A 15284-nucleotide genomic window follows, 5' to 3' on the forward strand; every position below is an offset into this window, starting at 1 on the left:
TGATACACATTAGAGTTTTTTACAAATGTTCCTTTATATAAATCTTCTTTTTTATTTGTTGTATGCATTTCTACTAAGTTTTGAACAAGCTTTTCTTTCTTTTCTTCTTTTACAACTGTTTCAAATTTATAATACACAGGGCATTCACCTTTTTTATTATCAATGACTTCCCAAGAGCCGTATATATCATTGTTGCTACATCCACTAAGTAGAACGATTAATATAGGGAAAATAAGTAGAAGCTTTTTCATTGTGTACTCCTTTCTTCTTATTTTTTATAAACGTGCGAATACAATAAGAATATTGTAATGAATAAAGTTTAAATTTTTATAAAGAATTAATAAATTTCACATAAAAATTTGGAGAAGGGTGGGATTTCAAAATAAAAAGGCATGAATCTAGTGTAATGCCAGATTCATGCCTAACAGTCTATCTTATGTTATGTCTTTTGAGGATAAATGAAGCGGAAAGAAGAATGACAATACCATTTACAACATACATATTTGTAATACTAAAGGCTAGGTTAGCTGCTCCAAAACCACCTTTATCCAATATAGAAGCGAATGCTGTAGTAGTCAAAAAGATAATGGGAGTTAACAGTAAAAATAAGAAACCTGCAACAATTCTTCTTTTAAAGTTATTTTGAGATAGGGAAATGACTAAAAAATTAAGGACGCCAAACATAACTAATGAAAAAAGAAGGGTAATTAATAATTGCATATCAACAGACATTTCCACAGCTCCTTTTTGAAAAATCTATTTTTTATTGTATTCGAAAACAGTAGGCGATACACCTTTAAATATTTGGACTATACAAAGGATATAAAGTTTAATCTTAGAAATTGAAAAAGAATGGATCAAGTAAAATACTGGATCCATTCTTAAGAAGTATTAGTTTTATCCCGCTATTTGTGGGCAGTAAGACTCCCACCTCAAAATTCGGCGAATGCGAGATGGTTAGGTGGGAGGTAACTAGCCCGTAAAAGCCTGATTGGTGTGGGCTAATAATCAGTGAGGGATGAACAAAACCCCTCACTGATTAAAGTTTCACTTTATAAATTCGCAGATTGCGACGTTTGTTTTTCAAATTGTTTCTGCTTAGATAGGGAAATAAAAATAATCAACAATGAAATGACTCCGAAAATTAGAACCATATACTGTAATCCAATCGTATCTAAGAAGAAGCCTGTGCCGAGTAAGACAATTTGGAACATAACTCTTTCAAACATATTACGGAATGAGAAGAGACGTCCGTGATAGCTTTTTTCGACTTTCGTTTGGAAAATTGTCGACATAATAGGGAAGAAGCAGCCAACACTAAATCCAAACAAACCAAATGAGGCAAGTGCCATCCATTTAATATCGCTAAAGAACAACGAAAGGTGTGCAAAAGCGGTACAAAATGCGAAGAAGTATAGTAAGTTTTCAGGTTTGAAATGATCAGATAAACGTTTAATAACGAATGCACCTAACATAAACGCTACACCTTCAATTGTATATATGAATCCTTTAATTGTTGGGTCATGTTGCATTTCGCTAATGTTAATAACCATTAAATTGAATCCAGCTATAAATAAAAGAGGGATAATACTTAATATAAGTGCTTTAAAAGCAATAGGGATTCCTTTTAAAATACGAAATACTTCCATAAAACTATTATCTTTAGCTGATTGTTTACTTAATGTAGCTGATTTTTTATCTTCAAATTGTAGGAAGAAAGTTGAGAGGAATAATAAAGCGTATGCTGCCATTGAGAAGGCATACATATACTGTAAACTCATTACAACTAAAAGAATTCCACCTAGTGAAGTACCTGCAATACGAGCGATTGTACCAACATTCATATGTACACCGTTCAACTGTAATAGTTCATGCTCACGAACGATGAGTGGAATTACAGATTGTAATGCAGGGAAATAAAATGCCGCTGAAATTTGAAGTACAATCATAAATGCAATCATGAAAGCGATACTTTCATATTGAATAGCGAAAAACATGAAAATAACACTAATAACACGACCAAATCCAGCGTAAAGAAGAACTTTCTTTTTTTCATATTGATCAATGACACGGCCAGCCATTGGACCAACTAGAACACCAGCTAACAGTCCGATAAATAATATAACGGATTTCATAAAATCAGAAGGGACGTATTTTTGCATAAATTCAAGGTTACCAAGAATACCAAGCCATAATCCAAGACCAGCAATAAACTCCCCAATTAATACGATCCAAACATTTTTATTACGCCACATAATTTAAACCTCTCAGTCTTTTGAAATTAAAAACTCGTATATAAAACCTCCGTATTTATTCATTATTTTTTAACGCGCTTTTTTAGAGTCAGAGTCTATATTACGTGTTTCATTAGTGGATTTCAATTTTTTTGATTTGTTGAAAATTTGATTAATTATATGATGAAATAAGTAATTCAAAATGTGAAAAACTCTTGATTAAATACAAATTGAAAATAAAGAAAAACATAGAGAAAATAAAAAAGTGAGAACGTAGTTACTACTTCTCACTTTTCTCAAATGCAACATCAAACACTAGATTCTTTTAGCAACACTTATGATCTTGTCCAATAGCTAAACCGCTAAAAGATAGTGGACCAACAACATCTGCACTTGCACCACTAGTAAGGTTTTCTACAGTTAATGAATATTCGTGAGTCCCGCAGCTAACATTTTGATCTATAGCTTGAAATGTTTGCGCGTAAAATTGCTCAGAATCTGTAGATTCAATTCCTACTTGAGCGTTGAAGATTTCTGTATTGTCACGGAAAATTCGGAATAAAACTTGTGAAATCTCAGTTATACCTTCAACTCCCACTGTAGCGATTAATTCTACTCGATTATTACGTGAATCGCTTCTTGAAATTTTCAATTTAATATTTGCTAGAATTGCTTTGTTTGGGGAATGGGGAATTACAAAAGTTGTTTCACCCGTTTTATTTATTGGTTGAGTAGCTTGGTAATCAATGATATGAGTCATGTTCGTCACCTCCTCATATACTAGAATATGAAAGTAACGATGAATTAGCTTGGACGTATACTAGAAGATGTTAATAGAATTGAGAATACGCCTGAATATAGGGCGATAATATAAAAGCATCAAGAAAGAATCACAATACTGTGAGTTGTTTCTTGATGCTGTTTGTACATTAGGCAGAATATTCTTCTTTACGCACTTCAAAGAATTCATTACGGCGTAAGTAATTAAAAATTTTTTCCGAAACCGCTTCTTCTTGAGATATTAAGAAACGATGATCAAAAGCATAGAAAGATTGACCTTTAATTAATTTTACGTAGTATATTTTACACGCCTCCTTTAAATTAGGATTCTTAAATACTTTCTTTTATGATGACCTATCTGGTTGTTAATAATACTTAAAGTTTCAAAGGGAAGAAGTATAAATTCAAAAAAACATTGAAACAGCTTACAAATCTGTAATGTTTTTGTCACCTTTAACGATAGTTAAAATTAACCAATATCTCCTATACTACAAATAAGTTACATAAAATAAGGAGGTAGAAAGATGGAGGAAGTAATTGGAGAAGTTGTAGCAGGGATTTGTGAATTTGTAGTTGAAGTTACGGTGGATGTTTTAGGAGATTTAGTTTCCGGAAATGATGAAGAGAAAGAAACATTATAAAATTTGTAGAAAGTTTAAAGATAAACAATGTGTAAAAGCTGATTTCTAAAGGGAAGTCAGCTTTTATATTTTTTACATTATATTAATAATATTTAAATATTCATCTGTTATGATGTTAATGAAACCAATAAAGGAGCTGATTGATATGAATATGCCTAATTCTAGATGGGATGTACCTGATTCTAGTAAGATTGTGGCGAATATAAATGAAAAGGAATATCACTTTATTGTTCGTATACATCCACTTGCAGGAAAGATTATAGCGCTATTTGAAAATGGGAAAGAATATGGTTTGCTTGATAAGCAAATCGCTAGTAGGAATAAATTTATTAGGTCAGAACTTACTAAGTTGGAGCATTTCAACATAGATATTCTTTATGATAGTCCTGGGTGGATATGGATTGGCATGGATCAATATGGATTTCATGCAAGGGAGGCTACTAATAGCGAAGTAGAAGTTCTTGTGAAGTTACAGGGGGATTAAGTTATTTAGACGTGTAAGAAGATCCTCAAATATAAGAGATACTTTGTGGGGTTGTGGGATAAGTTCCCATAACCTTTTTTGTTTTGTACTTAAAAATAAAAGAGTTAAATTTTTTTGATAGAAGGTCTCTAATAGAAGAGACGAGACTAAAAGAGGATTTGAAATTATATAGAGAGAACTTATAAATTAAATATAATACTTTATAGAAAGAAGATGATAAAAATGAGTAAAGAAGAACTTGTGAAACAACAATTTGGTAGTAATGCAGAGAAGTATGTGAAAAGTAAAATTCATGCAAATGTACCGGATTTACAATATGTAGTTCAGCAAGTTGAAACTCGTGATAATACTCGTCTTCTTGATATTGCTACTGGTGGTGGACATGTTGCAAATTTGTTAGCCCCAATGTTTAAAGAGGTAGTCGCTCTTGATTTAACAGAAAAAATGTTAGAAAAAGCAAAAGGTTTTATAGAAGGGAACGGGCATGAAAATGTATCATTTGTAGCAGGAAATGCAGAAAATTTACCATTTGCTAATGAAGCCTTTGATACAATTACATGCCGAATTGCCGCACATCACTTTGTTGATCCTTTGCAATTTATTTTCGAAGTACATCGAACGTTAGAAAATAATGGATTATTTATATTAATTGATAATGTTTCACCAGAAAATAATGAATTTGATACATTTTATAACTTTATCGAAAAGAAGAGAGATCCGAGCCATGAACGAGCTTTGAAAAAAACAGAATGGATTACTTTATTAGAGAAACATGGTTTACAAATGCAGTCATGTCATACTTTTGACAAGAAGTTCGATTTTGATTGGTGGTGCGATATGATGGATGTACCTATGCAAAAACGTGTAAAGTTAACAGAGTGTATGATGAAAACCTCAAATGAAATGCAGGGATTTTTCAAAATTCAATTTGAAAACAATAAAATAGAATCGTTCTATACTGAAATGGCACTGTTCGTATGTAAAAAAAGTTCAACATTAAAAAGATAAATTTCTTGCAGTCTTTCTGATGTACGATATACTTAGTACAGATAAAATGAGAATTGAGGAATAGCAATAATGATTCGTGTACGTATTGAGGGAACTGAGGAAGAGATGCTTGAATTTTTAGAGAAAATGCCTGACATTCCTGGGTTTGAAAAAACACATATGAGAGAACCGAGAAAAGGGAATAATCCGAAATATGATTCAAGCAAAAATGTACTAGCATATTTATCGTATAAGAAGATTGAAGTCGCCAATAAATAGGCGGCTTTTTTAATTATCTCCGTTTCACCGCCTTGTCTTTTTTGCATAATAATGATAGTAGATTATGCTGGAGAGGGGTGAGAAAAGTTAATAAAAAAATAATCTTTTTTGGAGATTTTGGTATTGATGATGCAGTAACGTTAATTTATGCGAATAAAACATGCAAATTAGATATTATAGGTATCGTTGCAGAGTATGGAAATGTATCAAGAGAAATTGTAACGGAAAATGTTTATTTTTTAGAAAGATACTATGCTACAAAAGTGAAAATCATTAAAGGTGCCAGTAGACCGATGACAGCTGAAGAACCTTTATTTTTTCCTGAAATTCATGGGGAGCACGGTTTAGGTCCAATTATTCCACCGAAAATGAGAATTTGTGAAAGAGAAAATTTTTGTGCATTGATTAAATTAATTGAGCCTTGTCCAGAAGATATTATTATAGTGGCGACGGGACGATTAACAACACTTGCAACATTATTTTTATTGTACCCAAATTTAATGAATCGAGTATGTTCTTATTATATAATGGGCGGTGCTTTTCTATTTCCGGGTAATGTTACACCTGTATCAGAAGCTAATTTTTACGGCGATCCAATTGCCGCGAATATCGTTATGAAATATGCGCAAAATGCTACTATATACCCGTTAAATGTAACGCAAGAAGCACTTATTACTCCTGAAATGGTCGATACTATTGATAAAGAAGGAACAGGACAGGCGAAACTTATTAAGCCAATGATCGATTTTTATTACAAAAACTTTTACAAAAAAGAATATCCAGGTATTGCTGGGAGTCCGATTCACGATTTACTTCCGTTCATTTCATTTATAAATGATGATATTTTTGAATATAAAAAATCAGCAGTTTGGATAAGTACGACAAATGATGTAACGAGAGGGCAAAGTGTTGCAGATTTTAGAAGAATAGCTGAGCCAACGACGTTTGATAATCGTCCTATACAAAGAATTGCCGTTGAATTTAATTATCAAGCGTTTAAAGACGAATTTATGAGAACAATATTGAAGCCAGATTGTCCTTAATATGTTGAGCAGATTTGAATGATTTTCATAAGACGAATAACTTATGAAAAATGTAACATAACTAATGGTAAGCAATTGTTTCTGATTATAATTTTATTGTTCAAAAATAAAGGAGGTAAATATATGATTTGGTATTTAATCGTCGGTGGTATTTTAGGATGGTTTGCAAGTCTGATCACTGGAAAGGATGTACCGGGCGGTGTAATTGGTAATATTATTGCTGGTATTATCGGTTCTTGGCTTGGTTCGTTGTTACTTGGTAAATTCGGTCCTGTTATTGGCGGATTTGCAATTATTCCAGCTTTAATAGGTGCGGTCATATTAATTTTCATTGTGAGCTTCTTATTACGAGCTATACGGAAATAAATAGTAAGGGGCTGTTTACATTTGTGAGCAGTCCCTTTGTATTATGTTGTTTAATCTGTTATGCTACTTTTATACAATCAGGAGGTGTCAGCATTGAAATCATTTACAGTAAATTTTCATCAAGAGGATAATGCAAAGGCAACAACAGTACATAAATTAAGTGAAGAGGACTTCGATAAAGCAACAGAAAAAGGTACTCGTCATCTATTTGATTTAGATACAAACGTTGGTTTTTTCGTATTCTTTGATGCTGAAGATGCAGAAGGAAACGAGCAATACTTAATGTTACAATATGAAGGAGATCATGAAGAACCAAGTGCTTGCTACGGATTTGATTTGAAATTGTTCTATCAATTTTTAGCACTATACTTAAATGATCTTGAATTCCAAGGTGAGACAAATGAAGAAGAGGAAGAAAATGGTCCAATTCATCATTTAGCACATTTACTTTACCATATCGTTGAAGATGGTAAATCAATCGAAGTGTAAAAATACATATTTGAAGCTGTCCTTAAATAGGACAGCTTTTTTAATTTTATTAAGATATTATTTCAAGTGCCATTCCCTCAAGCCTTATAGGTTAAACAAGTTGAGAGTGGAAATTCAATCGTTACGGGGGCTGTTTATTCCTGCTATGTTTCAGTTGCAACACCACTAACTGTCGTTTTATTAATTGAAATGAGCTTTTGTGACAGCGCATGTCAAGTAATAAAAGAAGGATATAACAATTAAGGTGAGAAAGTGTATACAAGGAGATCAATAAGAGGATTAATAATACAATTCCAAGCTTTTTAAAACTTTCGTAAACCGAAGTACTTACTTTATGGACCAAAAATAATTTAAAGGACAGTGTTATGGAATGGTTGCAAAAGTGAATATGTTGAAGAGGGAGGCTGAAAATGATGAAAGTATATATGAAAGTGCTTATATTATTCCTAACTTTAACGAGTGTAGCTGTTTTAACCGCGTGTAATAACGCTGAGGAAAAGAAACAAACGAATTCAACATCAGAAAATAGTACGGAAAAAAAGAGCGATACGTCAGAAACCAGTAAAAAGAATGAGGACAACGCTCCAAAAACAGAGAAAGAACCTATGGAAAAACCAAAAGATCAAGATTCAGCAAAACCTACAGCAGATTCTAATTCGAAAAATACAGTGCTTAATCAAAAATCAATTAACCATGTAAAAGATTTATTTGAGCAAGCGAAAGAAGGTAAAGTACCTAATGTACCATATGCAGCACATACAGGTGATATCGAGGAAATAGAAAAAGCGTGGGGAAAAGCAGATAAAACTGATCAAGCAGGGAACGGGACGTATGCGACTTTTACAAGTAAAAATGTTACATTTGGCTTTAATAAAGGATCACAAGTTTTTGACGTGCGATCTTACCATTCAGAACTTAAGGTGATTACGTTACAAGAAATAGAAAAGGCTTTAGGAAAACCGACGTCGATTAAAGTAAATGGTAATGACAAAATCTACGTTTATAAAGTAAATAACCAGTTTGAATTGAAATTCGTTATTCCAAATTCAACTGGTAAAGTACATCATATTTCTGTGTTTTCACCGGAGGATAGTATTAATAAAATGGCGGGTTAAATGAAAGAGCTGCTCCTATAGGGACAGCTCTTTTGCTTTGTTTCTTTCTAACGATTGAACAAAAACAGATTGAATGATACCGCCAATTATTAATAAGAAGGCACAAATATAAAATAGAGTACTACCGCTTAATTTGCTTAATAACAATGCTCCTACAAAAGGCCCGCAAGTTCTTGAAATATCCCAATGTATACCGTATATAGAAAAATATAATCCGCGACTATGACTTGGAGCCATTTGTGAAACGAATCGCAGTAAGTGATTCAAAGCGATACTTTCCCCAATTACTAAAAAGAGCAATGTGAAGAATAATGACCATATTGTTGTGGAATAGCCGTAGCCAATCGCAGCTAACGTATAGCAAGTATAGGAAATAACAATGATTTTAGGCATAGAAAATCGTTCAGACCATTTCACAAGGAAAATTTGGAGAATAACTTCCATGACAGCTTTACAAGTTGAGATAAATACAAGTATGAATAGAAAATTTGGAAATACACTTTCAGCGAATATACGATAATTCGATTCGGTTTGAGCGTAGAAAAAACTAATCGGTAGCGTAGAAACCATGAGCCCAAATACAGCATAATGTTTCGAAATAAATTGTTTTGGCGAATATACTTCTTTCATTTTTTCATTGTCGCTTAAAAGTGGGGCAGTTTCAGGAAGCTGCGTCCAAACGAGAATGGCATATAGCGTAAGGGCTACACCTTGTAAAATAAATAAATATTCAGGATGACTATTATAGAAAAAGGCGCCGATTAATGGGCCGATTACAGAGCCAATTGCTCCCATCGTTTGCAGAACCGCAAATATTTCTGCCTGTTGTTCTTCCTTCGTTAAGTCAGCGATTTGAGCGCGCTGTGCCGGAATATATAAAGAGCGGCCAATACCATTTACTACATACAATAAGGCGAAAAAGGCGACCGTTTCAGCAAAAACGAAGCCGCTTACGGCAAAAGTTTGTAAAAGTAATCCGAGTAACATTATTTTCTTTCGGCCGTATTTATCTGTTACACCTCCAGCGATTAATGTAAATACAATATCAGCGAGCGGCTGTAATCCGAAAAGAAGCATTGTAACTATGACATTACCATTTAAAGCTTTATTAACGTGAACAATAAAAATGATAGCTAACATCGCTTCAGTCGTTCGGACTAACAATTCACCGAACAACCGAATGAGGATGGGCTTATTATAACGTTTTAAAAGATGATTCATTTTTAATTCCTCCTCTCTATATTGAAATGATAAGATGGAAGCTAGAAATGAAAAAGGGTAGAATGAAAGAGGAAGATTTTTCATCTTTTAGGGGGCGTTTTATGACTATTTTGGAGCAATATATGCACCTTTGGCTCCAGTATGGAAAAGGGCGAGCAGAGGACGAAAGATTAGAAATAACAATACAAAATATATCTGAAACTTTATTTTGTACAGAGCGAAATAGTAAATTAATCATAAAAAAATTAGAAGAATTAAATTGGATTATGTGGTTTCCAGGCCGAGGGAGAGGGAATCGTTCAAAGTTGTTATTTCAAAAACATCCACTTTCTTTAATTTTAGAAAGAGGAAAAGAAATAACGAAACAAGGGGATGTAAAAAGCGGGAGTGCATTTATTGAAAGGTATAGCTCATATTTCCCATCGCTTCAAACTCAATTTCAAACTTGGATAGATTCGATATTCGGTTATCAAGTTGAGAGGACGTCTCAAGGAAGAAAAGATGTGCTACGTTTGCAAGTGCGAATGAATCTAGATATTGCATTAGACCCTGTATACGCTACGATGCGTTCGGAATGTCATATGGTAAAACATATATACGACACATTAGTGTATGTAGACGGAAATACAAACAGTGTAGAGCCAAGACTTGCGTTTTATTGGGAATATGATGACCAGAAATATATATGGACCTTCTACTTACGAAAAGGTGTTCAATTTCATAATAGAAAAGAACTAACCGCTTATGATGTTGAACAGACATTTAAACGATTCTTGAAAGCGAAAAATAATCCACATGCTTGGATGTTACAGCACGTTGAAAGTTTACATATTCTTGATGACTATATTGTGCAGATTCGTTTATCTACAGATAATAAGTTGTTTGTACATGCTTTAAGTACAGAACAGTGTTCGATTGTAAATGAAGATGAAGACGGGAAGTTAATCGGTACTGGACCGTTTCGGTTATGTGAAAAGAATGAGGATGTATTCGTATTAGAAGCAAATGATTTATATTTTCGCGAGCGACCTTTTCTCGACCGAATTGAATTATGGAATGTAGAGCACAGAGTTAATACGTGCGATATATTAGCGAAAGCACGTTATAAAAATATAGAAAACCATCATAAAGAAGTATCTAGACTTGAGTCGAATGTAACTTACATTACGTTAAATACTGCAAAAGAAGGACCTATGCAAAATGTGATGTTTCGTAGAGCTTTATATAAAATTATTCATGGTAATAAAATTGTTGAAGAATTACAGGGAGAGCGCGGAGAAGTATCGGATGAATTAGTACTCACAAAGAACGGTACAATTCAAATTAACAGGGATATACATACACTTATTAAATGCAGCTCTTACCGTAATGAAACACTGCGATTATATACATTTACAGGGCAAGATCACGTTGAAGATGCGCATTGGATACAAAAAGAATGTGCAAAATACGGAATTAAAATTGATATTGAGTTTCTTGAACAAGAAGAGTTATTGCAAATGAGTACGATACAAAAGGCTGATATAATGCACGATAGTGCGACAATTAGCGAACGGATAGAAGATAGTTTACTATATATGTTTCTTACAAAAAACAGCTTTATTCATCAGCATAGCGATATAAACTTTAACGAAGTATTGCAGCCTTATTTTACAGAAAATCAATTAGAGAAACGGGTGACACTGTTACGCGATATTGAGGGCACACTGTTACGTGAAATACATATCATTCCTTTATATCGTAATAAACAGCGAGTAAGTTCACACGAAAAAATACAAAATGTAATGATTAATTCACAAGGCTGGATTGATTATTACGATATATGGTTTAAAGCTTGATATATAAAGGTTCTTATGCATTTTGATGAAATGCGTAAGAACCTTTTTTTATATAAAAAGGAGGTTTGTTTTACACATTGTTACGCTACTTATTATAAAAGTCCGTTTACAGCGTAACAGTGTTATGTTACATTGTTATCAGGAAGGAGTGTTATACAGTTGAGTACAGATTTAATTTCAAAAAAAGATTTATTAGAACTAACTGGTATTTCATACGGACAGTTATATAGGTGGAAGAGAAAAAATTTAATACCGGAAGATTGGTTTGTACGGAAGTCAACGTTCACAGGCCAGGAAACATTTTTTCCGAAAGAAAAGATATTAGAACGTATTGATAAAATCCAAACGATGAAAGAGGATTTATCACTTGATGAATTAGCAAATATGTTTTCACCGAGCGTGACAGAAATTCTTTTAACAAAGGATGATTTGTTACGTAAGGGTATTGCATCAGAACCAGTCTTACAATTTTTTATAGAACAAACGAATAAAACGGCAGAGTTTCAATTTGCAGATATTCTTTACGTGTATATGTTAGAAGAACTTCTTCAATCAGGAGACGTTAGTTTAGAAGAGGGGAAAATGGTCTTACAAGTATTAAGTGAAAATTACGAAGCGATTAAGCATAAAAATTGTGACGTAATTATCGTTCGAAAGTTAGGGATTTCTACATGTTTCTTAGTTTCAAATGTGGATGATTTAATTTTTGAAAAGGGAACAAAAATTGTTTTACGTGAAGCGATTACGAAATATACCGAAGCATTAAAAACTAAACTGTTGTAGTGGAGGAGAAATCATGCGTACAGAAAATTTAATTATAAACGGTTACGGTACATCGAATGGCGGTGAGTTTCACAAAGTACAGCTAAACGGAAAAGGAACTGTTAATGGAAACGTTGAATGTGAGCAATTTGAATGTAATGGTTACGGTGCAGTTACTGGTGATTTGAAAAGTAGTAATGCAAGAATTAGCGGATCGGGTAAAGTTGATGGTACAGTTAGCGCAGAAATGATGCGAATCGATGGGAAAGCGACAATTACACAAGATGTAAAGGCGAACAGTTTAAAAATTGCAGGAAAAGGTACGATAGGTGGAAATGTCACCGGTGAAGAATTTAAAATCAATGGCCAAGCGACGATTGATGGTAATTGCGAGGTTGATGTTTTTTCTTCAGAGGGACAGTTTACGGTAGGTGGTTTATTAAGCGCAGATGAAATTAATATTAATATTCACGGTACATGTAGAGCGAAAGAAATTGGCGGTCAAACAATTAAAGTAAGACATAGATTGAGTACTTTTAGTAAACTTTTTAAAACAGTATTTGGCCTGCAGTTAGAGGCTGAATTGTTAGAAGGTGACAATATCGATATTGATTATGCTCACATTAAAACGGTAAGAGGAAACAATGTTACAGTAGGACCGAACTGTGAGATTGATCTTATTGAATATACCGGAGTTCTTACTGTTGATAAAAGCGCAAATGTAAAAGAAATTAGGCAGGTGTAAAGAAGGGAGCAATCGATATGGAAAATCAACATAGTCTTACTGTTAATGGATCAGGTAGCTCGGCAGGTGGAGATTATAATAAAGTGAAGATTCGCGGCGAAGGAACAATCTCTAATAATATGAGTTGTAATGATTTTAAAACGTATGGTACGAGTGAAGTACGTGGCAATATGAAAGCGAAAAATTATGTCGTGTATGGAGATAGTGAAGTACAGGGGAATATGGAGGCGGAATATGTAAAAGTATATGGCAATGCCCAAGTACAAGGTGACGGACAAATTAATAAAACAAAAGTTAGAGGTATGATAGAATTTAAAGGTAAGCTATCCGGTGATTTCGTAGATGTGAAAGGCGCTTTAAATGTGAAGGGAGATATAGAAGTAGAGGAATTATTACTAACTGGTGGTCTTGAAAGTGATGGTTTGCTTAATGCCGAAAATATTGAAATCTCACTTCGTTATGAAGGAAGTAAAGTGAGAGAAATCGGTGGGAAAAAGATTACAGTACGTAAAAAAGCGAGATTTATTCCTTTTACAAGTCATGCAGGAAGCCTTCAAACATCAATTATTGAGGGGGATGATATTTATTTAGAACATACAATAGCAGACGTAGTAAGAGGAAATCATGTTATAATTGGCCCTGGCTGTGAAATTAGTATTGTAGAATATCATACTAGTTTTAACCAAAAAGGGAATTCAGTCGTAAAAGAACACAAACAAATATAAGTAGTATGAGGGAGAGCAAGAAATATGGTTGAGAAGAATAATAAACTCGGCTTCGTTGTTGCCGGTTTATTGCTGGGTATCTTAATGGCATCAATGGATAATACCATTGTCGTAACAGCAATGGGAACGATTGTTGGTGACTTAGGAGGTCTTGAAAACTTTGTATGGGTTGTTTCTGCCTATATGGTTGCAGAAATGGCAGGTATGCCGATTTTCGGTAAGTTATCAGATATGTATGGTAGAAAGAGATTCTTTATTTTCGGTTTAATCGTCTTTATGATTGGTTCGGCACTTTGTGGTACTGCTGAAAATATTACACAGTTAGGTATTTATCGTGCCATTCAAGGTATTGGCGGAGGGGCACTAGTGCCGATCGCATTTACTATCGTTTTTGATATTTTCCCTCCAGAAAAGCGCGGGAAAATGGGTGGTTTATTCGGAGCAGTATTTGGTTTATCAAGTATTTTCGGGCCGTTACTTGGCGCATATATTACAGATTATATTAGCTGGCACTGGGTATTTTACATTAACTTACCACTTGGAATTTTAGCACTTATTTTTATTACATTATTTTATAAAGAGTCACGAGTTCATAGAGAACAAAAGATTGATTGGTTTGGCGCAATTACTTTAGTTGGTGCAGTAATTTGTTTAATGTTCGCCTTAGAATTAGGCGGACAAAAGTATGATTGGGATTCTAGCTTTATTTTAAGTTTATTTGCTGGGTTCGCTATTTTAGTAATTGCTTTTATTGTTATTGAACGAAAAGTAGAAGAACCAATCATTTCATTTGAGATGTTTAAACAACGTCTATTCGGAATGAGTACAATTATTGCCTTATGTTACGGGGCGGCATTTATGTCAGCAACTGTGTACATTCCGTTATTTATTCAAGGTGTATACGGTGGGACTGCAACAAACTCAGGATTATTGTTATTACCAATGATGTTAGGATCAGTAGTTACAGCGCAGTTAGGTGGATTTTTAACATCAAAACTTAGCTACCGAAACATTATGATTATTTCTGCTGTAATTATGCTAATCGGATTATTCTTATTAAGTACATTAACGCCAGAAACAAGTCGTATATTATTAACAATTTATATGGTTATTATCGGCTTTGGAGTTGGTTTCTCATTCTCTGTACTAAGTATGGCTGCTATTCATAACTTCGGTATGGAGCAACGCGGTTCTGCGACTTCAACGAGTAACTTCATTCGTTCATTAGGTATGACACTTGGTATTACAATCTTCGGAATGATTCAAAGAACTGGTTTCCAGGATCAATTAGAAGAAGCGTTTAAAGGTATGAGCGGGGGAATGAATACAAACGCTTTAGGAGATTCAAGAGCTATTCTATCAGAATCGGCAAGATCTCAAATTCCGCCGCAAATATTAGATAAAATTATTGAAGCTCTTTCTAGTTCAATCGTTCAGACATTTATGTGGGCGTTAGTCCCAGCAAGTTTAGCGTTCGTATTCATTTTCTTTATGGGAAATGAGCGCATGGTATATAAGAAAGAACAAAACAAGGTGAAAAGTGAAACATCAAAAGCGTAAAGAAAAAGCTCCTTT

At 33.8% G+C, this 15284-nt stretch carries 18 protein-coding genes; 12 read left to right on the forward strand and 6 right to left on the reverse strand.

The window, feature by feature from the left end; translation table 11 throughout:
* From JTF23_RS25515 to JTF23_RS28035, 5 genes are all read right to left on the reverse strand, one after another.
* Positions 1-251, reverse strand: a 251-nt coding sequence (locus tag JTF23_RS25515; protein ID WP_204210069.1) for a hypothetical protein, incomplete at its 3' end; no start/stop codon positions are given.
* A 178-nt stretch (positions 252-429) separates the two neighbouring features.
* A complete protein-coding gene (locus JTF23_RS25520) occupies positions 430-732 on the reverse strand; it encodes a hypothetical protein (protein ID WP_204210070.1) in 303 nt (100 codons plus the stop codon).
* Between the two features lie 320 nt (positions 733-1052).
* The gene (locus JTF23_RS25525; protein ID WP_204210071.1) at positions 1053-2255 is read right to left on the reverse strand and encodes an MFS transporter; all 1203 of its coding nucleotides are present in this window, start codon (positions 2253-2255) and stop codon (positions 1053-1055) included.
* Positions 2256-2559: 304 nt separating this feature from the next.
* The gene (gene exsC / locus JTF23_RS25530; protein WP_204210072.1) at positions 2560-2994 is read right to left on the reverse strand and encodes an exosporium protein ExsC; all 435 of its coding nucleotides are present in this window, start codon (positions 2992-2994) and stop codon (positions 2560-2562) included.
* Positions 2995-3163: 169 nt separating this feature from the next.
* Entirely contained in the window at positions 3164-3316 is a 153-nt protein-coding gene (locus tag JTF23_RS28035) for a YqbF domain-containing protein (RefSeq protein ID WP_080018204.1), read from the reverse strand.
* A gap of 484 nt (positions 3317-3800) precedes the next feature.
* On the opposite strand from JTF23_RS28035, the gene JTF23_RS25540 reads away from it, so the two are divergent.
* The 7 genes from JTF23_RS25540 (at position 3801) to JTF23_RS25570 (ending at position 8418) form a co-directional block, all read left to right on the forward strand.
* On the forward strand, positions 3801-4139 hold the full coding sequence (locus JTF23_RS25540; RefSeq protein ID WP_204210073.1) for a hypothetical protein: 339 nt from the start codon (positions 3801-3803) through the stop codon (positions 4137-4139).
* 222 nt (positions 4140-4361) lie between these two features.
* Positions 4362-5147 (forward strand): class I SAM-dependent methyltransferase, encoded by a 786-nt coding sequence (locus JTF23_RS25545; protein ID WP_204210074.1) that lies wholly within the window; start codon positions 4362-4364, stop codon positions 5145-5147.
* A gap of 69 nt (positions 5148-5216) precedes the next feature.
* The gene (locus JTF23_RS25550) at positions 5217-5405 is read left to right on the forward strand and encodes a DUF3970 family protein (RefSeq protein ID WP_002110407.1); all 189 of its coding nucleotides are present in this window, start codon (positions 5217-5219) and stop codon (positions 5403-5405) included.
* Positions 5406-5482: 77 nt separating this feature from the next.
* The gene (locus JTF23_RS25555) at positions 5483-6448 is read left to right on the forward strand and encodes a nucleoside hydrolase (RefSeq protein WP_204210075.1); all 966 of its coding nucleotides are present in this window, start codon (positions 5483-5485) and stop codon (positions 6446-6448) included.
* A gap of 123 nt (positions 6449-6571) precedes the next feature.
* Positions 6572-6814, forward strand: coding sequence for a GlsB/YeaQ/YmgE family stress response membrane protein (locus JTF23_RS25560; RefSeq protein ID WP_002110405.1), 243 nt, complete (start codon positions 6572-6574; stop codon positions 6812-6814).
* A gap of 93 nt (positions 6815-6907) precedes the next feature.
* Positions 6908-7303, forward strand: coding sequence for a hypothetical protein (locus JTF23_RS25565; RefSeq protein WP_002110404.1), 396 nt, complete (start codon positions 6908-6910; stop codon positions 7301-7303).
* A gap of 410 nt (positions 7304-7713) precedes the next feature.
* The gene (locus tag JTF23_RS25570) at positions 7714-8418 is read left to right on the forward strand and encodes a YjgB family protein (RefSeq protein WP_204210076.1); all 705 of its coding nucleotides are present in this window, start codon (positions 7714-7716) and stop codon (positions 8416-8418) included.
* A gap of 15 nt (positions 8419-8433) precedes the next feature.
* Here JTF23_RS25570 and JTF23_RS25575 read toward each other — a convergent pair whose 3' ends face one another.
* Positions 8434-9639 (reverse strand): MDR family MFS transporter, encoded by a 1206-nt coding sequence (locus tag JTF23_RS25575; protein WP_204210077.1) that lies wholly within the window; start codon positions 9637-9639, stop codon positions 8434-8436.
* A gap of 62 nt (positions 9640-9701) precedes the next feature.
* On the opposite strand from JTF23_RS25575, the gene JTF23_RS25580 reads away from it, so the two are divergent.
* From JTF23_RS25580 to JTF23_RS25600, 5 genes are all read left to right on the forward strand, one after another.
* Positions 9702-11477: an SgrR family transcriptional regulator gene (locus JTF23_RS25580; RefSeq protein WP_204210085.1), complete on the forward strand. Its 1776-nt coding sequence runs from the start codon at positions 9702-9704 to the stop codon at positions 11475-11477.
* Positions 11478-11636: 159 nt separating this feature from the next.
* The gene (locus tag JTF23_RS25585) at positions 11637-12260 is read left to right on the forward strand and encodes a YhbD family protein (protein WP_002161451.1); all 624 of its coding nucleotides are present in this window, start codon (positions 11637-11639) and stop codon (positions 12258-12260) included.
* Between the two features lie 13 nt (positions 12261-12273).
* Positions 12274-12984 (forward strand): polymer-forming cytoskeletal protein, encoded by a 711-nt coding sequence (locus JTF23_RS25590; RefSeq protein ID WP_070139430.1) that lies wholly within the window; start codon positions 12274-12276, stop codon positions 12982-12984.
* 17 nt (positions 12985-13001) lie between these two features.
* Positions 13002-13709, forward strand: a complete 708-nt coding sequence (locus tag JTF23_RS25595) for a polymer-forming cytoskeletal protein (protein WP_204210078.1) — start codon at positions 13002-13004, stop codon at positions 13707-13709.
* A gap of 24 nt (positions 13710-13733) precedes the next feature.
* Complete coding sequence (locus JTF23_RS25600; RefSeq protein WP_002110397.1) at positions 13734-15269, forward strand: MDR family MFS transporter; 1536 nt, start codon at positions 13734-13736, stop codon at positions 15267-15269.
* The last annotated feature ends 15 nt before the right edge of the window (positions 15270-15284 follow it).

It is taken from the genome of Bacillus sp. RIT 809, from assembly GCF_016892495.1.
GTDB lineage: Bacteria > Bacillota > Bacilli > Bacillales > Bacillaceae_G > Bacillus_A > Bacillus_A cereus_U.

What these genes read in the sequence shown, in the direction of transcription:
- JTF23_RS25520 (WP_204210070.1), bottom strand. Translation starts at nt 732, where the DNA reads ATGTCTGTTGATATGCAATTATTAATTACCCTTCTTTTTTCATTAGTT.
- JTF23_RS25525 (WP_204210071.1), bottom strand. Translation starts at nt 2,255, where the DNA reads ATGTGGCGTAATAAAAATGTTTGGATCGTATTAATTGGGGAGTTTATT.
- exsC (WP_204210072.1), bottom strand. Translation starts at nt 2,994, where the DNA reads ATGACTCATATCATTGATTACCAAGCTACTCAACCAATAAATAAAACG.
- JTF23_RS25540 (WP_204210073.1), top strand. Translation starts at nt 3,801, where the DNA reads ATGAATATGCCTAATTCTAGATGGGATGTACCTGATTCTAGTAAGATT.
- JTF23_RS25545 (WP_204210074.1), top strand. Translation starts at nt 4,362, where the DNA reads ATGAGTAAAGAAGAACTTGTGAAACAACAATTTGGTAGTAATGCAGAG.
- JTF23_RS25550 (WP_002110407.1), top strand. Translation starts at nt 5,217, where the DNA reads ATGATTCGTGTACGTATTGAGGGAACTGAGGAAGAGATGCTTGAATTT.
- JTF23_RS25560 (WP_002110405.1), top strand. Translation starts at nt 6,572, where the DNA reads ATGATTTGGTATTTAATCGTCGGTGGTATTTTAGGATGGTTTGCAAGT.
- JTF23_RS25570 (WP_204210076.1), top strand. Translation starts at nt 7,714, where the DNA reads ATGATGAAAGTATATATGAAAGTGCTTATATTATTCCTAACTTTAACG.
- JTF23_RS25575 (WP_204210077.1), bottom strand. Translation starts at nt 9,639, where the DNA reads ATGAATCATCTTTTAAAACGTTATAATAAGCCCATCCTCATTCGGTTG.
- JTF23_RS25580 (WP_204210085.1), top strand. Translation starts at nt 9,702, where the DNA reads ATGAAAGAGGAAGATTTTTCATCTTTTAGGGGGCGTTTTATGACTATT.
- JTF23_RS25590 (WP_070139430.1), top strand. Translation starts at nt 12,274, where the DNA reads ATGCGTACAGAAAATTTAATTATAAACGGTTACGGTACATCGAATGGC.
- JTF23_RS25595 (WP_204210078.1), top strand. Translation starts at nt 13,002, where the DNA reads ATGGAAAATCAACATAGTCTTACTGTTAATGGATCAGGTAGCTCGGCA.
- JTF23_RS25600 (WP_002110397.1), top strand. Translation starts at nt 13,734, where the DNA reads ATGGTTGAGAAGAATAATAAACTCGGCTTCGTTGTTGCCGGTTTATTG.